Genomic DNA, 22,619 nt, shown 5'->3' with positions numbered 1-22,619 from the left:
AGGTAACAGTTCTCCATGCGCATCATCGTTCTGGGATCGGCGGCCGGCGGTGGGCACCCGCAGTGGAATTGCCACACACCCGCCAGTCGGCGAGCGTGGCAACAAGCCGACGGTGCCCAACGTCGTACCCAGGCCAGCATCGCCGTCAGTGCCGATGGCCAGCGCTGGGTCCTGATCAACGCCTCACCCGATTTCCGTCAACAAATTCTTGCAACGCCCGCACTCTGGCCGCAGCGCGACTTGCGGCATTCGCCGATCGAAGCGGTGCTGCTGACCAGCGGCGAGATCGACCATATCGCCGGATTGCTGTCGATGCGCGAAAGCCAGGCATTCTCGCTGCATGCCAGCAGCCGCGTGCTGGATCTGCTGTCGCAAAACCCCATCTTCGACGCGGTCAATCCCGCCTACGTGGAGCGCCAGCCGTTTGCGCTGGACACGCCGGTGTCGCTGTTGGGCCTGCAACTCACGCCGTTCTCGGTGCCCGGCAAGGTGCCGCTGTTCATGGAATCGCGCAGCGGCGGCGACCTGGCCGGCTCCAACGAAGAAACCCTCGGGCTGACCATCGACGATGGCCGGCACCGCGTGCATTACATTCCCGGCTGCGCGGCGATGACCGACGCCTTGCGCGCGCGCCTGCAAGGCGCCGAACTGGTGTTCTTCGACGGCACGCTGTGGCGCGACGACGAAATGGTGCAACTGGGCATCAGCCAGAAGACCGGCCAGCGCATGGGCCACATGAGCATCGACGGCCCCGACGGCACGATTGCCGCGTTCGCCCCGCTGGATGTGGCGCGCAAGATCTTCATCCATCTCAACACCACCAACCCCGTGCTCGACATCCACTCGCCGGAGTACGCCAGCGCGCGTGCCAGCGGCTGGGACGTCGCCCACGACGGCCTGGAGATCACTCTGTGACCACCCTGCTCACCCCGGACCAGCTGGAAGCGGATCTGCGCGCCATCGGCGCGCGCCTGTATCACGACCAGCATCCCTTCCACGCGCTGCTGCACGAGGGCAAGCTCGATCGCGGCCAGGTCCAGGCCTGGGCCCTGAACCGCTTCGAGTACCAGCGCTGCATTCCATTGAAGGACGCCGCGATCCTGGCGCGCATGGAAGACCCGGCGTTGCGGCGGATCTGGCGGCAACGCATCCTCGATCACGACGGCAACAGCCCCGGCGATGGCGGTATCGCGCGCTGGCTGCACCTGACCGACGCGCTCGGCCTGGATCGCACGCTGGTGGAATCCGGCCGTGCGCTGCTGCCCGGCACCCGGTTTGCCGTGCAGGCCTATCTGCACTTCGTGCGCGAAAAAAGCCTGCTCGAAGCGATCGCGTCCTCGCTGACCGAGTTGTTCGCCCCCAACATCATCGGCCGGCGTGTGGCCGGCATGCTCCAGCATTACGACTTCGTCTCGCCCGAAGCGCTGGCCTACTTCGAGCATCGCCTGACCGAAGCGCCACGCGATTCGGATTTTGCGCTGGACTACGTCAAGCAGCACGCCGATACCGTCGAGAAACAGGATCTGGTCAAGGCCGCACTGCACTTCAAGTGTTCGGTGCTGTGGGCGCAGCTGGATGCATTGCACCTGGCCTATGTCGCCCCAGGCATCATGTGGCCGGATGCGTTCGTGCCCGACCGCGACGCCAGCCGGGCCGCGGCGTGAGCAACATCACCCGCGACAGCCAGCCGGCCCTGCGCGCAGGCGTGCGCCTGCAGCACGACCGCGCGCGCGACCAATGGGTGCTGCTGGCGCCGGAACGGGTGGTGGAGCTGGACGAGATCGCACTGGTGGTGGCGCAGCGCTACGACGGCACGCGCTCGCTGGCGCAGATCGCGCAGGAACTGGCGGGCGAATTCGCTGCCGACGCGGCCGATATCGAGATTGATGTGATCGAACTCACCAATACGCTGCATCAGAAGCGCCTGCTGCGGCTATGACCATCGCCCCGCCGCCACTGTCGGTGTTGCTGGAACTGACCCATCGCTGCCCGTTGGCCTGCCCGTATTGCTCCAACCCGATCGCGTTGGCGGCGCTGCGCGAGGAAATGGACACCGCCGGCTGGCGCTCGCTGCTGCAGCAGGCCGCCGACATGGGCGTGCTGCAGGCACATTTTTCCGGCGGCGAACCGATGCTGCGCAAGGACCTGCCCGAGTTGGTGGCGCATGCACGCGCGCTCGGGCTGTACAGCAACCTGATCACCTCCGGCGTGGCCGGGGGCGAGCCGATGCTGGACCAGTTGCAGGCAGCCGGACTGGAGCATGTGCAGCTGAGCGTGCAGGACGTCGACCCGGCCGGTGCCGACCGTATTGCCGGCTATCGCAACAGCCTGGCGAAGAAGCGCGAGTTCGCCGCGGCCGCGCGTGCGCGCGGCCTGCCGCTGACGCTCAATGCGGTGCTGCATCGCCATAACGCCGGGCGCGTGCCCGGCATGATCGCGCTGGCGCTGGAATGGCAGGCCGAACGCATTGAAGTGGCGCATACCCAGTACTACGGCTGGGGCCTGCGCAATCGCGCCGCGCTGATGCCCAGCCGCGAGCAGCTGATGGCCACGATTGATGCGGTGGAAACCGCCCGCCGCGAGCTCGGCGACCGCCTGGCGATCGACTTCGTCACCCCCGATTACTACGCCCGCCAGCCCAAGCCGTGCATGGGCGGCTGGGGCCAGCGCTTCGTCAACATCTCCCCGCGCGGCGATGTGTTGCCCTGCCACGCGGCAGAGACTATCGACGGCATGCGCTTTGACAACCTGCGCGAGCGGTCGCTGGCCGACATCTGGAACAACGGCGAGGCCTTCGTGCGCTTCCGCGGCACCGCATGGATGCCGGAGGTCTGCCAGGGTTGCCCCAAGCGCGAGATCGACTGGGGCGGTTGCCGCTGCCAGGCGCTGGCGCTCAGTGGCGATGCCGCCACGTTGGACCCGGTCTGCGAACGCTCGCCGCGGCATGCCCAGGTGCGCGCCACCGCCGAACGCGAGGCCGCCACACCGCCGCCGGAATTCGTCTACCGCCGCCCCGGCCGCCCCGAACGCGCGGCATCGGCCAGCGCAGACGCACGCACCGCCGACGCGCCGTAGCCGGCTGCGGCAGGCGCGGGCTAGCGTCTACACTAGCCGCCTCCTCTGATCGGATGGTCTCCATGTCGCTCGCGCGCCGCATTCCCCTGCTGGTCTGCCTGACCCTCGCCCTGAACGCCAGCCCGGCCCTCGCGCAGCGCGCGGTGCAGGGCGACCTGCAGTCGCAGATGAGCGCCGAGCAGTTCAAGGCCGCCGGTCTGGACAAGCTCGATGCCGGCGAACTGGCCGCGCTCAACGACTGGCTGCAGGGCAAGGTCGCCAAGGAAGCTGCGGTCGTGGTCGAACAAGCCAAGGAGGCCGGCCGCCAGGAAGTGATCGTCAAGAACCGCGGCTTCTTCGATTTCGGCAGCAACGAGCCGATCCAGAGCAACATCGTCGGCGAGTTCAAGGGTTTTTCGAAGGGGCGCGTGTACACGCTCGCCAATGGCCAGGACTGGGAGCAGACCGACGCTGCGACGTTGTCGGGCGTGCGCAATGAGGCGCCCAAGGTCAAGATCAAGCCGGGTCTGGTCGGCGTGTGGTATCTGCAGATCGAGGGTTACAACACGCAGGCCAAGGTGCGCCGGGTCAAGTAAGCGCGCCGGAACACTGCCGGCCCGTCACCGCAGACTGCGGCAGGCCACCCGGAGAACACGCATGCGTTGGATGACACGTTGCAGCCTGGCGTTGCTGGCGTCACTGGCCTGGTTCGCAGGCATTGCGCCTGCAGATGCGGCCACGGCGCCCCCGCTGTCAGCGCAGCAGTGCGCCGCAGCGCCCGAGGTCGGCATCGACCAGGCGCTGGTGTGCTATCGCGACGCCATCGAGCGCCAACCGCTGGTCTACCGGCGTGTGGCCACCAGCACGGTGGACGGTGTCGAGCGGCGCGATTACCTGCTGACCTCGCAGCAGTGGTCGCCGGAGGACCTGGTGCAGCCGGCCAGCTGGCAGCACGATTTGGCCATCTACGTGCCGGCGGATGCGTTGCCGACGCGTGCGCTGCTGATCTCCACCAATGGCACCCGCCAACCGGCCGATGGCGGCGCGCCGCAACCGTCCAGCGAATTGCCGCCCGAGGCCCTGGCCGCACTGGCGCAACGCAGCCGCACCGTGGTGATCGCGCTCGGCGATCTGCCCAGCCAGGCACTGACCTACCGCAACGATGGCAGGCCGCGCCGCGAAGACGACAGCGTCGCCTACAGCTGGTCGCTGTTTCTGGCATCGCCGCAACGACGCAAGACCATGCCGCTGCATGTGCCGATGGCCGCGGCGATCGCGCGCACCATGAGCCTGGCCGAACGCGAATTGGCGCCGTTGCAGATTCATCGCTTCATCCTCGCCGGCGCCTCCAAGCGCGGCTGGGCCAGCTGGCACGCCACCATTGCCGATGCGCGCGTGGAGGCCGTGGTGCCGTTCGTGATCGACATCCTCAATATGCCGGCCGTGCTCGAGCACATGTCTCGGGCCTATGGCGGCAACTGGCCGATCGCATTCGGCGCCTATGCCAGGCAGGGAATCACCGCGCAGCTGCACACGCCGGCATTTGCGCAACTGGTGCAACTGCAGGACCCGCTGAGTTATCTGCACACGCCGCAGCGCAAACGCCTGGCCGTGCCCAAGTACATCGTCAATGCCAGCGGCGACGATTTCTTCCTGCCGGACAACACGCAGTTCTTCTACAACGCGCTGCCCGGCAGCAAGGCGCTGCGCATGGTGCCCAACAGCGCGCACAGCGGCATCCGCGCCTCGATCGTCGACAGCCTGGTGCCTTTCGTGAACCGGCTGCAGCAGCAGCGTGCATTGCCGACGGTGCGCGATTCCCTACACGCAGGCGAACATTCGCAGATCCGCTTCCGCTCCTCAGAGCGCCCTGCGCAATTGCGTCTGTGGCAGGCGAACAACCCGGCGGCACGCGATTTTCGCTATGCCTGCGGCATTCGTTACAGCGCCACGCCGATCGCGCCTACGCGCGGCAACACGGTGTCGGTACCGGTGCAGACTCCCGATGCCGGCTGGAGCGCGTACTTCGTCGAGGCCACCTACGCGGACGGCTTCGTCGCCACCAGTCAGACCTACGTGCTCGGCAAGCAGCAGTACCCGACGCAGGCGCCACCCACCGACGGCGCGGCCTGCAGCACCTTGCCGGGCACTGCCGCTGCGGCGCCTGCACGCTGAGTCGGCGGCTCCGCAGATCGCTACCCAACCAGGCCGGCCGTCTCGATATCGAGGGTCGATGTCGACGCTGCGCCAGCGTCCTGGGACCGACAACGGTGCCAGCGGTCAAAATAAGCCAGGACTTGAGTGGACACTTTTGCCCGCCTTGCGCAATCAAGTCCGCATAAACGATGTCGAACGCGGCTATTTTGCACTTGAGTCCGCCGACAAGATCGATCCAACCCGACTGAACCATTGACATCGTTGTCACCAACTTCTACACAGGCTGCTACTCGCCGATCGCATTGGCCGGTCGGACGAATCCAAAGGACTGCACGTGGCTGCGACTTCGCGTTCTGCTCTCGCTTCTGACCTGCCCACCGCACCGGTCGCCACCGGCTTCATCGCGGCCGACGTGGGTGGCACGCATGTGCGGGTCGGCCACATCGCGCGGGCAGGCACTGCTGCGAGCGAGCTGTCGCATTACCGCACCTACCGCTGCGCCGAACACGCCAGTCTGGAGGCCATTCTTGCCGACGTCCTGCAGAAACGGTGCGACGTCGAGGCCGTGGTGATCGCCAGTGCCGGGGTCGCGCTGGACGATGGCAGCTTCATCAGCAACAACCTGCCATGGACGATTTCGCCGGGCCGCATTCGCGCAGCGCTCGCCGTGCCCAGCGTGCGCCTGGTCAACGATTTCGAAGCGGTGGCCTACGCCGCACCGCTGATGGAACAACGCGCCGTGCTGCAACTGAGCGGACCGACACCCCGGCATGCGCGCACCACCGGCCCGATCCTGGTGGTCGGCCCCGGCACCGGGCTGGGTGCGGCGGTCTGGATCGATGCCAAGCCGCGGCCGATCGTACTCGCCACCGAAGCCGGCCAGGTCGCCCTGGCCAGCAACGACGGGGTGGAGCTGCAGCTGCTGCGGATCCTGCTGCGTGGCGAGCGCTATCTACCGCTCGAACATGTGCTGTCCGGACCCGGCCTGCTGCATCTCTACAACGCCCTGTGCGAATTGCACGGCGCCACGCCACGCCACCGGCTGCCGGCCGCGATCACGCATGCCGCGCTGCGCGACGACGATGCGCTGGCACGCGACTGCCTGCAGATCTTCTGCGCGGTGCTGGGCAGCGCGGTCGGCGACATGGCGCTGGCCTACGGCGCGGCCGGCGGCATCTATCTGGCCGGCGGCTTTTTGCCGGCGATCGGGCCGTTTCTGCAGAGCAGCCGCTTTCGCGAGCGTTTTCTGGACAAGGGACGCATGCGCGCGGTGCTCGAACGCATTCCGGTCAAGTTGGTCGAGCACGGGCAACTGGGCGTGCTCGGCGCGGCCAACTGGTATCTGCAACACCCCGCTGACCTGTCGTAAGCGATCCACCACGCGCTCGGCCCCGAGCGCGCGTCTGCAAGACCCGCATCCGGCGTGCAGCAGCCCGCCGTCCATCCCTGTGCGTGATGAGGAGAGACATCATGAAATACAGCACCACCCTGCTGTCCAGCGCGATCGCGTTGTCGCTGGCATTCGCTGCGCAAGCCCAGGACGCGGTCGACCGACAGGCCACCGATCTGGATGCCGTGCAGGTGGTCGGCATCCGTGCCAGCCTGGAAAGATCGCTCGACACCAAACGCAACAACGCCGGCATTTCCGAAGCGATCACCGCCGAAGATATCGGCAAGTTTCCAAGCACCAACGTAGCCGAGGCGCTGTCGCAGATTCCCGGCGTCACCCTGGACCGGCGCTTCGGCCAGGGCGAGCGCGTCAGCATCGACGGCACCGACCCCAGCCTCAACCTGTCGTTCCTGGACGGCCACCCGGTGGCCCAGGCAATCTGGCTCTATGGCGAGCAACCCAGCCGCGGATTCGATTACACCTTGCTGGCGCCGCAGATCCTGGGCCGTGCGGAAATCCTCAAATCCTCCGAAGCGCGCCTGACCGAAGGCAGCCTGGGCGGCACCGTGTTGATGCACACCCGGCAGCCGCTGGACCTGGACGTCAACGAGGTGGCCGCCTCCATCGGCTACAGCTACAGCGCGCAGGCCAGCGAAGGCAAACCGAACGCGGCGCTGCTGTATAGCTGGAAGAACGCGGCCGACACCTTCGGCGTCGCCGTGTCGGCGCAGCATTACGAAGAACGCGTCGATCGCCGCGGCATGGAAGTGTTCGGCTACGCGCCGGCCGGCACGTTCGCCAATGCCGCAGGCGGCGTGCCCGCCGATGCGGACGTGCCCAATTCGATCAACGCAGCCTGGTTCCAGCAGGATCGCGAGCGCAACAGCGCCGTGGTCAACCTGCAACTCAAGCCCAGCCAGGCGCTGGAATTCAACCTCAGCGGCCTGTACATCAACGAAAACTTCGACAACTACAACCAGTCGATGTACAGCTTCCTGACCTGGAATGCCGGCACGGTCGCGGCAGTGGATCAACTCGGCGGCCTGCGCAATGGCGTGGTGACCAGCGGGCATTCCGCTGCCAATGCCGACCCGCTCGGCGGCACCGTGATCTACGACAACAACGTGCGTGAATCGGAAGTGACCACCAAGGGCCTGGACCTGCGCGGTGCATTTCGCGGCGACGGCTGGGGATTGAATGGGCAGGTGGGCCAAAGCAGATCCGAGAACAAGGATCTATCGCAGTATTTCATCGAGCCGTTCTACAACGGCGGCTTCAGCTGGGATACGCGGCGCGGCATCCGTTTCGACGATCCGGCGCGTGCGCGCGATCCGGCCAGCTGGGGGTCTGCCGGCGGCTGGTTCGGCAATAACGGCATCTTTTCCACCGAAAGCAAGGACACCTACGGACAACTCGATCTGAATCTGCAGTTCGACAGCGTGTTCAACCAACTGCTGCTGGGCGTACGTCATGGCAAGCATGAGGAACGCTTCGAGCTCAACGTCTATGGCGGCGTGACGCCGGGCACGCTGGCCGACGTGGGCACGATCGGGCTGACCGATCTGCAGGATTTCTATCCGGATCACGGCCGGCATGTGCAGGCAGGCCGCAACAACGTGCTGAACTGGATCCGCAACAGCCCGGTCGATTACGCCGCGCCGGATCCGGCCAGCTATCTCAACAACACCTGGGCGCTGCAGCAGAGCAATAACGCCGCCTACGCCCAGTTGAACTTCTCCGGCGGCGGTTTGCGCGGCAATCTCGGGCTGCGGTATGTCGATTCGAAAACCGAGGGCAGCGGCTTCGTCTACAGCGGCACGCCCACACTGCAGAACGCCGGGGACCTGTGGCAGACCCGCACGCGCAAGGAGGATTTCCTGCTGCCCTCGCTCACGTTGTCCTACGAGGCCGCCGACGATTGGGTGTTCCGTCTTGCCGCAGCCAAGGTGATCGCCTGGGCGCCGTACAACCAGATGGTCAACAACACCTTCCTCAACGACACCACGCTGACCGGCAGCGGCGGCAATGCCGAGCTGTCGCCGTACGAATCCTGGAACTTCAACCTGTCGGCCGAGTATTACTTTGCGCAGCAGTCGGTGGTGGCGTGGTCGCTGTTCTACAAGAAGATCGACAACTACATCGACACCAGCGCCAGCGTGGAGCGCCAGTACAACGCGCTGCGCGATACCGCGCCGCAGAGCTGGGCGCAGTTGCTCGGCAGCAACGGCTGCACCGCCGATGGCTATTGCGATTACAGCATCCAGCGGCCACGCAATGCCGGCGATGGCAAGGTCAAGGGCTTCAACATCGCGTTCCAGCAGCCATTCGGCGACAGCGGTTTCGGCCTGACCGCCAATTACACCTACGCCAATGGCGAAAACAACACCGGCGATGCCCTGCCCTACCAGTCGCGCAACAGCGTGGCAGTCAGCCCGTACTACGAAAAAGGCCCGCTCAATGCACGGCTGACCTACAACTGGCGCGACAGCTATCTGGCCGGCGGTTACGTGGCCGGTGCCGCGCCGGCAAGCGTGGATGACTACGCCGAACTCGGCGCAAGCATCGGCTATGCGTTCAGCCCGAACTGGTCGCTGCAGATCGACGCGCAGAACCTGCTGGACGAGCAATACCTGCAGTACCTCGGCGACACCGACCATCTGGCCGGTCGCTACAGGAGCGGGCGCCGCTACATGGCGAGCCTGCACATGAAGTTCTAAGCGCGGCTGGCAAAAGCACGGCGCTCACCGCCAGGCGGGCGCGGCCGGCACTCGGAATCGGCATGCACCACCCGCAGATGCCGGTTCAGAGCGCGCCTTCCACGCCCTGCTGACGACTGCTCGCTGAGTTTCGTTGGCCGTTCCAAGCGCAGCGCTCGGCCTGGGCCGCCAGTCGATGACAGAACCTGCGCGGACACAGCGCGCTGGCGATGACGGCAAGCCGTCATCGCCAGCGCATCGATCACCATTCAGTTGCGCAACGCAGCCACCCGCTGCGACAGCTTCTTCGCCGACACGCCCGACCTGGCACCCAGCTCCTGCGCGAACACCGACACGCGCAATTCCTCCAGGTCCCAGCGTAGCGATTGCCATTCATCACGTTGCTGCAGACCACGCGCAGCCGCCTGCTCCAATGCATCCACGAACGGCTTGAGTTCGAGCATGCGTGCCTGGTCGCGGGCCGGATCGCGTTTGGCGCGCTCGGTCCGCAGGATCATCGCCTTGAGATAGCGCGGGTAATTGGCCAGCGCCTCGGCCGGTGTTTCGCGCAGGAAGCCGGCGTGCACCAGCGCACGCAGCTGCTGCTCCATATCGTCCAGGTTGCCGCGCGCCCAGCCCATCAACGGCGCTTCCAGCAGGGGCTTGAGCTCGGCCACCGCGGCGAGAATGCTTTCGGCCAGCTTCAGCCGTTCCATCGCCTCGCCGAACAGGCGCTTGATCGCCTCGTCGCGGCGCTGCGCAAAGGCACCGGGATCGCGGATCGCGCCCAGACCATCGGCCAGCACCGCGTTGAGCGCGGCATCGACCAGATCGCCGCGCAGGCGTTCCTGCGATTCGATCGCCGCGTACAGCAGGCCGGTCTTGGGCGACACCGGCAACTGCTTGCGCGCCTGCTTGATCTTGTCGGCCAGCGCGATTTCCAGCAGCCGGCGCACGCCGCGCGGATGCGCCTGCGCCGCCTCGTTGCGGTCGGCAAAGATGCGTAGCGCCGCGTCGTCGCCCCGATCCACCAGCGCCGGATAGGCCGGCACGCCGGCTTCGCCGGCAACCTGTTCGGGAATCGGCGTGGACGGAAAATCGCGCAAGCCCTCGGCAGCCAGCGCGCGCCCTGCACGCGCGGCAAAGGCCTGGCCGGCACGCTCGCCAAAGCGTGCGCGCAATCCATCCAGATCGCGCGACTCGGCCAGCACCTTGCCGCCGTCATCGCGCAGGCGCAGGTTCATCAGCAGATGCGTGTCCAGCGACTCTTCGTCGAAATCCAGCGCCGCCACCTGGGTGCCGGTGGCCTTGGTCAGGAAGCGCGCCAGCTCGCCGCGGATGTCGTCGGCCGAGGCGATGCTGTAGGCCTCGTAGAACGCGCGTCCGAAATCCGGCGCCGGCACATAATTGCGCCGCTGCACCTTGGGCAGGCTGCGAATCAGGGCCGATGCCTTGTCGGCAACGAAGCCCGGCGCCAGCCACGACAGCCGCGCCGGATCCAGCGCGTTGAGCAGGTGCAACGGCACATCCAGCGTCACGCCGTCATCGATGGCGCCCGGCTCGAAGCGGTAATGCAGCGGCAGCCGCGCATCGCCCAGCGGGAAATACTTCGGAAAACGATCGGCCTCGCTGCCTTCGCCCGGCAGCAGGTCGTTCAATGTCCAGTGCAGGCTGCGGCGCTTGTCCGGCGGCAGGCCTTTCCACCATGCATCCAGCCCGCTGGCCGAATGCAGTTCGGCCGGAATGCGGTCCAGATACCAGCGCGCCTGCCAGTCTTCGTCGGCAACGATGCCGGCGCGACGCAGCTTGGCTTCTTCTTCGCGCGCCTGCTCGAGCACCTTGAGGTTGTCGGCGATAAACGCCGCACGCGTATTGATTTCGCCCGTGACCAGGCCCTGGCGCACGAACAGGTCATGCGCGCCGGCGGGGTCGATCTTGCCGAAATGGACCGGCTTCTTCGGCGCCAGCACCAGGCCGAACAGGCTGATCTGTTCGGACGCTACCACCTGCCCCTGCGCACGCGACCAATGCGGGTCGAAATGCTTGCGCGCCAGCAGATGTCCCAGCTCGGCGATCGCCCAGTCCGGCTCGATCGCGGCATTAGTCATGCCCCAGATCTTTTGCGTATCCAGCAGCGTGGCCGCCAGAATCCACGGCGGCGGCTTGCGTGCCAATGCCGAGCCGGGAAACGGCACGAACCGGCGTTGCCGCGCGGCGAGAAAGTCGCCTTTTTCGGTGCGATGGCCGATCTGCGTCGGCAGGCCCGCCAACAGCGCGCGATGCAAGGCCTGATACGCCGCCGCACGTTCGCGCTCGCTGGTGCGTGCCGCCGCTTCGGCAGCGTCGGCCTGCTTGCAGGCAGCGGCAGCGGTGTGGTGTGCAGGTGGCGCGTTCGGATCCGGCTTGCCTTCGCGCGCCAGCCGCGCAGCGCGATGCAGCTGCCCGCGTGTGGGCCGGTTGGCGTTGTGCCCATCCTCGCGCGCAGGTGCGCTGGCACCGGCCAGCAATGGCGCCAGCATCGCGGTGGCCGGCGCTTCGCTCCAACCCAGCTCTTCGCACAACAGGCGCAGCTGCCGATGCAGCTCGCGCCACTCGCGCATGCGCAGGAAGCCGAGAAAATGCCGGTTGCACCAGTCGCGCAGCTTGGACTGGGTGAGATCTTCGTGCACCTGTCGGTACGCCTCCCACAGCCGCAGGATGCCAACGAATTCCGAGCGTGCATCGGCAAACAGCGCATGCGCGTTGTCGGCCGCTTCGCGTGCTTCGGGCGGGCGCTCGCGCGGATCCTGGATGCCCAGGAAGGCGGCGATGATGATCATCTCGCGCAGGCAGCCGTGCTGTTGCGCAGCCACCAGCATGCGCGCCAGCTTGACGTCCACCGGCAGGCGCGCCATCTGGCGGCCGGTCGCGGTCAAGCGCCGTTCGGCATCGATCGCGCCCAGCTCCAGCAACTGCTGCCAGCCGTCGGCGACCGCACGCTCGTCCGGCGCTTCCAGGAACGGGAAATCCTCGATCCGCCCCAGGCCCAGTTGCAGCATGCGCAGGATCACGCCCGACAACGACGAGCGGCGGATTTCCGGATCGGTGAATGCAGGCCGCGCGGCAAAATCCGCTTCGGCATACAGGCGGTAGCAGATGCCTTCGGCGATGCGCCCGCAGCGGCCCATGCGCTGATTGGCGCTGGCCTGCGAGATCGGTTCGATATGCAGCCGGTCCAGCTTCTGGCGCGGGCTGTAGCGCTTGATCCGCGCAAAACCCGGGTCCACCACGTAACGGATGCGCGGCACCGTCAGCGAAGTTTCGGCCACATTGGTGGCCAGCACCAGGCGCCGACGCGGCCCCGGGTTGAACACCCGGTCCTGGTCGGCCGCCGACAGCCGCGCATACAGCGGCACCACTTCGGTTTCGCGGTACTTGCGCCGTTCCAGCGACTGGTGCGCATCGCGGATCTCGCGCTCGCCCGGCAGGAACATCAGCACGTCGCCACGCGGATCGAGGCGGGTGATCTCGTCGATCGCCGCCACGATCGCATCGTTGACGGTGCGTTCGCCATCGCGGCCATTGCCACGCTCGCTGTCGCCGCTGTCGCCGGCCTCGCCTTCGAGCGGCCGGTAGCGCACCTCGACCGGAAAGGTACGGCCTTCCACATCGATCACCGGCGCATTGTCGAAATGCTGGGCGAAGCGCCCAGTATCGATGGTGGCCGAGGTGACGATCAACTTGAGATCGGAGCGCTTGTGCAGCAACTGCTTGAGATAGCCGAGCAAGAAATCGATGTTGAGGCTGCGTTCGTGCGCCTCGTCCACGATGATGGTGTCGTAGGCCGACAACCAGCGGTCGCTGGCGATCTCGGCCAGCAGGATGCCGTCGGTCATGAACTTGATCCGCGATTGCTCGCCGACCCGGTCGGTGAAGCGCACCTGGAAGCCCACCGTGGTGCCCAACGGCGTCTTCAGCTCCTCGGCTACGCGCGCCGCCACCGCGCGCGCGGCGATCCGGCGTGGCTGGGTGCAGCCGATCATGCCGGCCGCACCGCGCCCGGCCGCCAGACACAGCTTGGGCAGCTGGGTGGTCTTGCCAGAGCCGGTTTCGCCGGCGATGACGACAACCTGATGGTCACGGATCAGCGCGACGATGCGCTCGGCCTCGCGCGCGATCGGCAGTTGCTCGTCCAGCGTGATGGCCGGCTGCTGCTCGGCGCGCGCCTGGCGTTGCGCCTGCGATGCCGCCAGCGCCTGCTCGAACGCCTCCCGCACCTGCGCGTTGCCGGGCTTGCCTTGCCAGCGCGACCATAGACCGAGCAGCCGGCCACGGTCGCGGCTCATCGCGCCATCGACGGCGCGGCGGCGCTCACGCAAGGTGGTGGCAAGGTCGGTGTCGATAGCGCTCATTGATGGAAAAATGTGAAAGATTGAATGACAGAAGATCCTTTAGCCTGTCTATTGTGACCCGATATCAGTTCCCTCAGGAGGACCATTCCCATGTCCAAGAAAAAGAACGCCAACAAGCCCGTCGTCATCAATGAAGCACTGGGTGCACTTCCGGTCGCCGCAGCATCGGCACCACACATCGATATCGGGATCAAGGACAGCGATCGCAAGCAGATCTCCGACGGTCTGGCCCGCTACATGGCTGACGCCTTCACCTTGTATCTGAAGACCCACAACTTCCACTGGAATGTCACCGGGTCGATGTTCAACTCGCTGCACACCATGTTCGAGACCCAGTACACCGAACAGTGGGCCGCGCTGGACGAAGTCGCCGAGCGCATCCGTGCCCTGGGCTACAACGCACCGGGCTCCTACAGCGAGTTCGTCGCCCTGACCTCGATCCCGGAAGAACAGGGGCTGAGCGACAGCGCCGACTGGCGTGAAATGGTGCGCCAGCTGGTCAGCGGCAACGAAGCGGTCTGCCGTACCGCGCGCAAGGTGCTGGGTACCGCCGACGACGCCGGCGACGACCCGACCGTGGACCTGCTGACCCAGCGCCTGCAGACCCACGAAAAGTACGCCTGGATGCTGCGTTCGCTGCTGCAGTAACCCCCTGGGCTTCGCCCTGCGGGTTGCCCAAGGTTTCGCTGCGCCGAAACCTTGGGCCCCTGCTCCATAAGTTAGACACTGAGCCCTCTCCCCTCGGGGCGAGGAGGCACAGCTGGCGCTTGCGGCGCGCGTGCCTTGGAGCGCCCGCGCCGCAAGCGCGGGCCGGGGCGCGGAGCGGGGGTTGGAGTGAGGGTACGGAACGAAGCTCACGTGCCCCACCCAACGCGCGGCCACTGCCCGTTTGCTGCGCCGTCGGTCCTGCCCCGGCACATGCTTACGTATGCATTTTCCCGCCACGCCCAACAAATCACGGCAATCCCCGACCCGCCATCGCGCAGCACCGCCGGCATGACACCGGCCAGGGCTTGACCCGCGCGGTATCCTTAGCGGATGTCTTCCCCCGCACACGAACTGCTCAGCCGCGTCTTCGGTTACGACGACTTCCGCGGCCCACAGCAAGCCATTGTCGAACACGTCGCTGCCGGTAACGATGCCCTGGTGCTGATGCCCACCGGTGGCGGCAAGTCGCTGTGCTATCAAGTGCCGGCGCTGTTGCGCGACGGCATCGGCATTGTGGTCTCGCCGCTGATCGCGCTGATGCAGGATCAGGTCGAGGCCCTGCGCCAGCTTGGCGTGCGCGCCGAATTCCTCAACTCCACGCTGGACGCGGAGAACGCCCAGCGGGTCGAACGCGCCCTGCTGTCGGGCGATCTGGACCTGCTCTACGTCGCGCCGGAACGCCTGCTGACCCAGCGCTTCCTGTCGTTGCTGGAACGTAGCCGCATCGCGCTGTTCGCCATCGACGAGGCGCATTGCGTGTCGCAATGGGGCCACGATTTCCGCCCCGAGTACCGCCAGCTCACCGTGTTGCACGAACGCTGGCCGCAGATCCCGCGCATGGCGCTGACCGCCACCGCCGATCCGCCGACCCAGCGCGAGATCGCCGAACGCCTGGATCTGGTCGAGGCGCGCCACTTCGTCAGCTCCTTCGACCGCCCCAACATCCGCTACACCGTGGTGCAGAAGGACAACGCGCGCAAGCAGCTGCAGGAGTTCCTGGGCCGCCACCGCGGCTCGGCCGGGATCGTCTATGCGATGTCGCGGCGCAAGGTCGAAGAGACCGCGCAGCATCTGTGCTCGCAGGGCTTCAATGCCCTGCCCTACCACGCCGGCCTGCCAGCGGAGGTGCGCGCGGAAAACCAGCGCCGCTTCCTGCGCGAGGACGGCATCATCATGGCCGCCACGATCGCCTTCGGCATGGGCATCGACAAGCCGGACGTGCGCTTCGTGGCGCATGTGGATCTGCCCAAATCGCTGGAAGGCTACTACCAGGAAACCGGCCGTGCCGGCCGCGATGGCGACCCGGCCGAGGCCTGGCTCTGCTATGGCCTGGGCGATGTGGTGCTGCTCAAGCAGATGATCGAACAGGGCGAAGCGGCCGAGGAGCGCAAGCGGCTGGAGCGCGCCAAGCTCGATCACCTGCTCGGCTACTGCGAATCGATGCAATGCCGCCGTCAGGTGTTGCTGGCCGGCTTCGGCGAGACCTATCCCAAGCCCTGCGGCAACTGCGACAACTGCCTGACGCCCGCCGCCGCGTGGGACGCCACCGTGGCCTCGCAGAAGGCGCTCAGTTGCGTGTACCGCAGCGGGCAGCGCTTCGGGGTCGGCCATCTGATCGACATCCTGCGCGGCAGCGAGAACGAACGCATCAAACAGCTCGGCCACGACCAGCTGAGCACCTATGGCATCGGCCGCGACCTGGACGAGCGCACCTGGCGCGGGGTGTTCCGCCAGCTGGTGGCCGCCAGCCTGCTGGAGGTGGATAGCGAAGGCCATGGCGGGTTGCGCCTGACCGATGCCAGCCGCCAGGTGCTCAAGGGCGAGCGCCAGGTGATGATGCGGCGCGAGAACCCGGCTGCCGGACGCGAGCGCAGCGCGCAACGGACCGGCCTGTCGGTGCAGCCGCAGGATCTGGTGCTGTTCAATGCCTTGCGCGGCCTGCGCGCGGAGCTGGCCAAGGAGCAGAACGTGCCGGCCTTCGTGATCTTCCACGACAGCACGCTGCGCAATATCGCCGAACAGCGGCCGACCAGCATCGACGCACTGTCGCGTGTCGGCGGTATCGGTGGCGGCAAACTGGCCCGGTATGGAGCGCAGCTGATCGAGATCGTGCGCGAGCAGGGCTGATGCAGCAACATGTGTCATCGCGGTGGCGGCGCCGGCACAAAAATCCGCAGAATCGACAGCGCGCATTCAATCAGCCGTTGCTAGTTTCACCAGGCGATCTGGCACGCGCTGTCAGTCACTCTCAATAGAGTCCACCCGATGAAACGCAGCCTGCTTCTCCTGGCCACCCTGTTTGCCGCCGGCAGCGCCCTCGCCCAGGCCGGCGAGAGCAGCGCCGAGCCGGCGTCGGCGCGATCGCTGGACCTGAGCGTCCCCCAAGCCCCGGTGCAGTACCGCTCCGACCCCGAGTACAGCACCGACCCGCCGGGCACCTTCTACGGCGACAAGAGCGGCCCCAAGCCTGCGCTGACCCGCCCCAGCGCCGCCTCGCTTGCCGCCGAACGCGCCGAGCAATGCCAGGGCAAGCTGCATGGCGCGGTCGAAACCGGCATGGGCTATTCCAACCGCGGCGGCAACAGCAACTGGCAGGCCGTCAACCTGAATTCCTGCAAGACCTATTACGACGACGACGGCAAGGCGCACCAGATCGGCGTCAGCATCAGCGTCGGACGCGGCGAAGGCGCGCTGTTCGGCCCGCGCTACGGCCCCGGCGGCTACGGCCCCGGCCCGTTCGGCTGGTAACCGTACGGCTCCGTCTGCGTTGACAGAGGGTTCACTGCCGCATCGCTGAGAATGTGGCCTGCCTTACGAGACGTGCTCATGTCACAGAACAAGGAACGGCCAGTTGTATTTGTCGTCGAAGATGGCGATGGCACCCGACAACTCAGCTGCCTTGTGCTGGAAAGCTATGGTTTTACCTGCCGTAGTGCAGGCTCGGTCGAAGAGGCGCTGACCCTAATCGAAAGCGACCCACGCGTGGATGTGCTGTTTTCCGACATCCATTTCCCGGGCGGCCTGACCGGCGTGGACCTGGCGCTCAAGACGGCGCACGCGCCCTACAACCTGCCGGTGCTGCTGACCTCCGGCCTGGCGGTTGAATATGTGGAAGAGATCCTGCCGGACGGCGTGGCCTTCCTCGAAAAGCCCTATACCCCCGAGCAGTTGCTGGGCGCGATCCGTAGTGTGATGGCCAAGCACCGGGTGCCCTCTACGCCGGTCGCATGACACGGGCAGCCGCAGCCGGATGGCCGCCCACGCTCTCGGCATGAAGTGGCACTGGTCGCGCGACGCGTCGGCAACGGGGAGGCCACGGCCGGGGACCGCGCAGCTCTCATGGCACAACGAATGTGGGGACTGGCCCGACACGCTGTCGGCGCAGCCCCGATTTACCCGATGCCTTGCTCGTTTAGACTGCAGCCACCGGACGCGAGGCCTGTTGGGCCGCTCAACTCGCGAGGCGCTGAGCACGCCCATGTCGGGACATTGTCGGCATCGGGTGAGACGCACCACGTCGTAGTTGGTTGTTCGTCCACCAGCCTGGTTGCGCGCGCTATCTCAGAAGATGAAGTCATTCGCGCGCAAGCGCAGGCGACTTGAGTTTGCAGTCGAACCGCTTGGTACCTGCACGACCACGGTGCCTGCGCTCCAGCGGACGTGACGTGGCTCTCCAACCTGCAGCGCGATCCGTGCCGATGCTCGCAGCGGCTTAGCTCACGCGCCGTCATTGCGTGGGCATCGAATCGATAGCCTCCATAGCCGATGTCCTGACGCTGCTGCTTCTGCCCCTGCGACTGGAGACTTACCGGCTTGCCGTTGCAACACACGCAAGCACAGCGTCAGTCGTGCCTGTATGGCAACGACAGCGTGGTCAGGCAGATGCCGAACAACCGCGCTCGCAGCCATAGGGTGTTCTTGCGGGATTGGCGATGTATCGCCGCTGCGAGTCACGAATACAGTGTATTTCACGCCATCAAGCAAGCCGCTCGCTAGGCTGATGTCGGTGCAGCACTTGGCTGCGAAGACTTCAGGAAATTCTCATGGGCGACAATTCGTTTCTGTCACCGGCCTTCATCATTCTGGTCGTCGGTGTGATTGCCGTAGTGTTCTGGTTGGTGACGCGCGCCAAGAAGAAACGCAACAAGAAATAAGCGATGAAGCAAGCGGGTCTGGCACCGGCATACGCAACGCAGTTCGCGCTCGATACGCGGTTGCCCTGAAGTGCTGATGCCGGGCGCCGGTTTAAACCAGGACGGCCTTCGCCTGGTGCGGCTTACGCCTGCTTTCCGCAAAAGCGCACCAGTGCTGTAGCGGCCTGAACAGCGATGCACCGTAGCCATATCGCCATGTTGAGGCCGCATGGCGCTTGATGCAGATAACGCATCAGCAGCATCGGTGTGCGACCGCACTGCAATCACGCGTGTTGGACAGCCGGATGCCAATCAAAAACGCTCGCCTGTCGGCAGGTAGCGCCATTGGCCGATGGCCAGCTTGCCCAGCGACACGCGGCCCGCGCGCAGGCGCCGGATGCTGACCACCTCCAGCCCCACCTCACCGCACATGTAGCGCAGCTGGCCGGGTTGCACGTGCTTGATCGCAAACCGCAAGCGTTCCTCGTTTTGCCAGCTGACCTTGCACGGCGACAGACTGCGCTGGTGATACACCAGACCATGCGCAAGACGCGCCATGCCATAGGGACGCAGCTCGCCGCGTACCTCCACCAGGAATTCCTGTTCAATGGACGTCGCGTCGCCGTTGAGCCTGCGCAGGACGCGGCCGTCCTGGCTCAGCACCAGCAAACCGCTCGCCTCGTCCTCCAACGGCAACGGCGCGTGCAGGCGCAGGAAGTGCCGCTTCAGCACACGCATCTCGAGCTGGTCGAGTCCGCTGCGCGTTGCCGGAGTAGCCAATGCCAGCGCCGCTGCAGCGCTCATCCCTGCCGGCTTGTGCAGCAGCAGCGTGGCGGGCTCGGCAGGTTCGAGCACGGCGTTTTCCGCCAGCGTCACCTGCGCTGCAGTCGCCAAGGCTTGCGGCTCTTCGACCACGTCCCCGTCCACGCTGACCCAGCCGCCTTCGATGTATTGCTGCGCCTCTCCACGCGAGCAGCCCAACAGCGCGGCCACGCATTTATCGAGACGGATCGGATCGGACATCGGGCGAGCTCGGCTTCAGGGGACGGCAGTGTACGTGCTGGGTCGACGGATGCGTGAGGCGGCTTCTGCACTGTCCGACGACGTGGGAAACTGGGCGCTCACACAGGAGATCGCAGATGTTCATCAAGTTCGGCACCACCCGGGTCCGCCTCAACCATATCTCCGTCATCAGCGATCCCTTCAATGCAGGCGAAAACTTCGGGTCGTATTGCCATTCGGTCCGGGTCGGCCTGCTCTCCGGCGAGGAAATCTTTGCACGCTTCAATACCGAAAGCGGCGCCGAGCAGTTACATGCAGAGGTGCTTGCTGCGCTGGAAAGTTGAGCGCAACACCCACAGTGCCGCCACACGCGTGATGCCTCAAGCGCCGTGCGCGTTGCCGGCAGAGCAGTCAGTGCATACCCCCCCCCCGCAAATCGCTCGGGGCAGTCGGCCTTGTCGCACCGCATCACAGCCGATCGAATCGCGTGACCACTCCGCAGCACCGGCATCGGCGCTGCCTGAAGACAGCGTATTAACGGTACCTCGACACATGACGCATTCGCTCCTGTCCCGAGATCTGACTTGCTCCAGGTGCGTTTCGGCAGAACGTCGGAAAAGGGTTCCGCTGCTGGCATGCGTCGATCCAGCAGTAACGCAATGAAGACACAGTTTCTGCGCGCGCGTCAGGTCGCTACTGACAGCTGTCGGGAAATTTCTTCCACACGATGAATTCAATGTAAGTATTTTTAAATACGCGCCTTTAGCTCGTCGCGACCCGGCCGCTAGCTGAGCAAGACGTTTGGGTGGATGACCTCATCCACCGAGCCCCTCAGTTGCCCTACCTGGATGCGGTAATGAACACATATCTGCAACGCCTCAATGTCGGTCGTCGCCTGGGCATGGCCTTCGGCATCCTGATCCTATTGTCGGGCCTGCTTGTTGCGATCGGCATGGTCACCATGTCCAACGCTCGTCTCGAGCTGGATACCATCGTCAACAGCAACATGGAGAGGATCCAGCTATCCTCGGAAATGCTCGACGCCAATACCAATGTGGCGATCGGTCTGCGCGATATCGTCATGGTCGCTGGCGAAGCCGCCAATCGCCGCGCGATGGACACGATCGAAAAGAACCGCGCACGCTACAAGCAGGCACACGACGCTTTGGCCGCAATGCCCAGCAGTGAGCCTGAAAAGCAGGCGCTCAAGCTGTTAAAGGACAAGCGCGACATCTCGGTCAAGCTCAATAACCAGGTTCTCGAGTACGGCCTTCGCGATCAGAATCAGGAAGCACAGGCGTTGCTGCAAGGCGACGCCGCAACAGCCATGGACGCGCAGCAGACCGCGATCCGCGATAACGCTGCACTGGAACGCCGCCTCAGCAAAGATGCCTATGCGGCCGCGGTTGCATCGATGCATAAAGCTAAAGTCACCCTGATCACTGGCGGTATTGCGGCACTGGTCATCAGCGGCCTGCTCGCATGGTTGATTACACGCAGCCTGACCCAACCGCTCAGCCAGGCCACACGCACTGCGGAAGCCATCGCAGCCGGCAACCTGCACAACGATGTGCACACCAGCGCCACCGACGAAACCGGCCGTCTGCTCAAGGCCATGGACAACATGCAGCTGCAGCTGCGCAATCTGATCGCCGCGCAAACCGACATGGCCAGGCATCACGACAACGGCCAGATCAGCTTCCGCATCGATGCGGCGGCATTCCCCGGCGACTACGGCCGCATGGCCAACGACACCAATCTGCTGGTCGCCTCGCACGTGGCAGTGCAGACCGATCTGGCACGCATCATGGGCCGGTATGCCGTTGGCGAACTGTCGGAAGACATGCAGCCGCTACCCGGCGAAAAGGCCGTCTTCAGCGACACCATGTCGCAGGTCAAGCTCAACCTGTCGGCGATGAATCACGAGATCAAGCATCTCGCCCAGGCGGCCGCCAACGGCGACTTCAGCGCGCGCGGCGATGCCGAGCGCTTCCAGTTCGATTTCCGCATCATGGTCGAAAGCCTCAACCACCTGATGTCCACGGCCGACGGCAATCTGCAGTCGCTGTCGTCGTTGCTGCAGTCCATCGCCGCTGGCGACTTGACCGCACGCATGAGCGGCGAATTCCGCGGTGTATTCGCACAGATGCGCGATGACGCCAATACCACGGCCAGTCAGCTGGCGCAGATCGTCGGCAACATCCAGGAATCGGCCGTGTCGATCAACTCTGCGGCCAGCGAAATCGCCGCCGGCAACCAGGATCTGTCGCAACGCACAGAGCAGCAGGCGGCCAACCTCGAAGAAACCGCAGCATCGATGGAAGAGCTGACCTCCACCGTCAAGCAGAATGCCGAAAGCGCACGCGAGGCCAATCAGCTGGCGATCGGCGCCGCACGCGTTGCCTCGCAAGGTGGCGAGGTGGTCGGCAAGGTCGTGGACACGATGACCGGTATCGAGGCCTCGTCCAGGAAGATCGCCGACATCATCAGCGTCATCGACGGCATCGCCTTCCAGACCAATATCCTGGCCCTGAACGCGGCAGTGGAAGCGGCGCGTGCCGGCGAGCAGGGTCGCGGCTTTGCCGTAGTGGCCTCCGAGGTGCGCACGCTCGCGCAGCGCTCCTCCGGCGCCGCCAAGGAGATCAAGGACCTCATCGACGACTCGGTGCAACGCGTGGCCGAGGGCTCGGTACTGGTGCACAGCGCCGGCAAGACCATGGGCGAGGTGGTGGCGAGCGTGCAACGCGTCACCGACATCATGGGCGAGATTTCCGCTGCCTCGCAGGAGCAGTCGGCCGGCATCGAGCAGGTCAACCAGACCATCACGCATATGGACGAAACCACCCAGCAGAACGCCGCGCTGGTGGAAGAAGCCACTGCCGCCGCACGCGCAATGGAAGAGCAGGCGGTGCAGCTCACCGATGCGGTGGCGATCTTCAAGATCGACGCACGCCAGGCACGGCAGTCCGCCACGCGCGCAGCGGAGCCGGTCGCACAGCTGCTGAGCAAGGTCCGCAATGCCTGAGCGAGCGGCCGGCACTGCGCCATCGATTGGATCGTCGGTGCAGACACGCTGATGCGACGGTGC

General features: G+C 65.6%; 17 protein-coding genes and 1 other RNA gene. 16 read left to right on the top strand and 2 right to left on the bottom strand.

Going from position 1 to position 22,619, the window contains the following annotated elements; translation table 11 throughout:
• Nucleotides 1-15 precede the first annotated feature (15 nt).
• The 10 genes from pqqB to FHT09_RS03510 all read left to right on the top strand — a co-directional run bounded on the left by pqqB (nt 16) and on the right by FHT09_RS03510 (nt 9,457).
• Nucleotides 16-915, top strand: coding sequence for a pyrroloquinoline quinone biosynthesis protein PqqB (gene pqqB, locus FHT09_RS03555; protein WP_184416849.1), 900 nt, complete (start codon nt 16-18; stop codon nt 913-915).
• The gene (pqqC, locus tag FHT09_RS03550) at nt 912-1,664 is read left to right on the top strand and encodes a pyrroloquinoline-quinone synthase PqqC (RefSeq protein ID WP_104605686.1); all 753 of its coding nucleotides are present in this window, start codon (nt 912-914) and stop codon (nt 1,662-1,664) included. Before pqqB ends, pqqC begins: the two co-directional genes overlap by 4 nt.
• Complete coding sequence (gene pqqD / locus FHT09_RS03545; protein ID WP_104605688.1) at nt 1,661-1,939, top strand: pyrroloquinoline quinone biosynthesis peptide chaperone PqqD; 279 nt, start codon at nt 1,661-1,663, stop codon at nt 1,937-1,939. The genes pqqC and pqqD overlap by 4 nt, the downstream gene beginning before the upstream one ends.
• Entirely contained in the window at nt 1,936-3,075 is a 1,140-nt protein-coding gene (gene pqqE / locus FHT09_RS03540; RefSeq protein WP_047127019.1) for a pyrroloquinoline quinone biosynthesis protein PqqE, read from the top strand. Before pqqD ends, pqqE begins: the two co-directional genes overlap by 4 nt.
• A gap of 62 nt (nt 3,076-3,137) precedes the next feature.
• The gene (locus FHT09_RS03535) at nt 3,138-3,650 is read left to right on the top strand and encodes a hypothetical protein (protein ID WP_047127706.1); all 513 of its coding nucleotides are present in this window, start codon (nt 3,138-3,140) and stop codon (nt 3,648-3,650) included.
• A gap of 61 nt (nt 3,651-3,711) precedes the next feature.
• A complete protein-coding gene (locus tag FHT09_RS03530) occupies nt 3,712-5,229 on the top strand; it encodes a PhoPQ-activated protein PqaA family protein (RefSeq protein ID WP_104605690.1) in 1,518 nt (505 codons plus the stop codon).
• A gap of 58 nt (nt 5,230-5,287) precedes the next feature.
• Complete coding sequence (locus FHT09_RS03525) at nt 5,288-5,467, top strand: hypothetical protein (RefSeq protein WP_104605692.1); 180 nt, start codon at nt 5,288-5,290, stop codon at nt 5,465-5,467.
• A 78-nt stretch (nt 5,468-5,545) separates the two neighbouring features.
• Nucleotides 5,546-6,580, top strand: coding sequence for a glucokinase family protein (locus FHT09_RS03520; RefSeq protein ID WP_104605694.1), 1,035 nt, complete (start codon nt 5,546-5,548; stop codon nt 6,578-6,580).
• Between the two features lie 101 nt (nt 6,581-6,681).
• Nucleotides 6,682-9,318 (top strand): TonB-dependent receptor, encoded by a 2,637-nt coding sequence (locus FHT09_RS03515; RefSeq protein WP_104605696.1) that lies wholly within the window; start codon nt 6,682-6,684, stop codon nt 9,316-9,318.
• Between the two features lie 62 nt (nt 9,319-9,380).
• Nucleotides 9,381-9,457, top strand: a non-coding RNA gene (locus FHT09_RS03510) — sX9 sRNA.
• A 109-nt stretch (nt 9,458-9,566) separates the two neighbouring features.
• Here the strand turns inward: FHT09_RS03510 and hrpA are convergent.
• A complete protein-coding gene (gene hrpA / locus FHT09_RS03505; protein WP_104605698.1) occupies nt 9,567-13,688 on the bottom strand; it encodes an ATP-dependent RNA helicase HrpA in 4,122 nt (1,373 codons plus the stop codon).
• A 90-nt stretch (nt 13,689-13,778) separates the two neighbouring features.
• On the opposite strand from hrpA, the gene FHT09_RS03500 reads away from it, so the two are divergent.
• From FHT09_RS03500 to FHT09_RS03485, 4 genes are all read left to right on the top strand, one after another.
• Nucleotides 13,779-14,336: a Dps family protein gene (locus FHT09_RS03500; protein WP_104605700.1), complete on the top strand. Its 558-nt coding sequence runs from the start codon at nt 13,779-13,781 to the stop codon at nt 14,334-14,336.
• A 390-nt stretch (nt 14,337-14,726) separates the two neighbouring features.
• Nucleotides 14,727-16,523, top strand: a complete 1,797-nt coding sequence (recQ, locus tag FHT09_RS03495; RefSeq protein ID WP_104605704.1) for a DNA helicase RecQ — start codon at nt 14,727-14,729, stop codon at nt 16,521-16,523.
• A gap of 138 nt (nt 16,524-16,661) precedes the next feature.
• Nucleotides 16,662-17,144 carry a hypothetical protein gene (locus tag FHT09_RS03490; RefSeq protein ID WP_104605706.1) on the top strand — a complete coding sequence of 161 codons (483 nt, stop codon included), beginning with the start codon at nt 16,662-16,664 and terminating at the stop codon, nt 17,142-17,144.
• 78 nt (nt 17,145-17,222) lie between these two features.
• Nucleotides 17,223-17,627 (top strand): response regulator, encoded by a 405-nt coding sequence (locus FHT09_RS03485; protein ID WP_104536053.1) that lies wholly within the window; start codon nt 17,223-17,225, stop codon nt 17,625-17,627.
• Between the two features lie 1,214 nt (nt 17,628-18,841).
• Here the strand turns inward: FHT09_RS03485 and FHT09_RS03480 are convergent.
• The gene (locus FHT09_RS03480; RefSeq protein ID WP_104605708.1) at nt 18,842-19,552 is read right to left on the bottom strand and encodes an rRNA pseudouridine synthase; all 711 of its coding nucleotides are present in this window, start codon (nt 19,550-19,552) and stop codon (nt 18,842-18,844) included.
• 116 nt (nt 19,553-19,668) lie between these two features.
• On the opposite strand from FHT09_RS03480, the gene FHT09_RS03475 reads away from it, so the two are divergent.
• The gene (locus FHT09_RS03475; protein WP_104533910.1) at nt 19,669-19,875 is read left to right on the top strand and encodes a hypothetical protein; all 207 of its coding nucleotides are present in this window, start codon (nt 19,669-19,671) and stop codon (nt 19,873-19,875) included.
• Nucleotides 19,876-20,387: 512 nt separating this feature from the next.
• Nucleotides 20,388-22,556 carry a methyl-accepting chemotaxis protein gene (locus FHT09_RS03470; RefSeq protein WP_104605710.1) on the top strand — a complete coding sequence of 723 codons (2,169 nt, stop codon included), beginning with the start codon at nt 20,388-20,390 and terminating at the stop codon, nt 22,554-22,556.
• Nucleotides 22,557-22,619: the final 63 nt, after the last annotated feature.

The organism is Xanthomonas sp. CFBP 8152, from assembly GCF_014199025.1.
In the GTDB taxonomy this organism is placed as follows: Bacteria; Pseudomonadota; Gammaproteobacteria; order Xanthomonadales; family Xanthomonadaceae; genus Xanthomonas; species Xanthomonas arboricola_B.
This window is presented reverse-complemented; position numbering and strand designations above follow the sequence as displayed.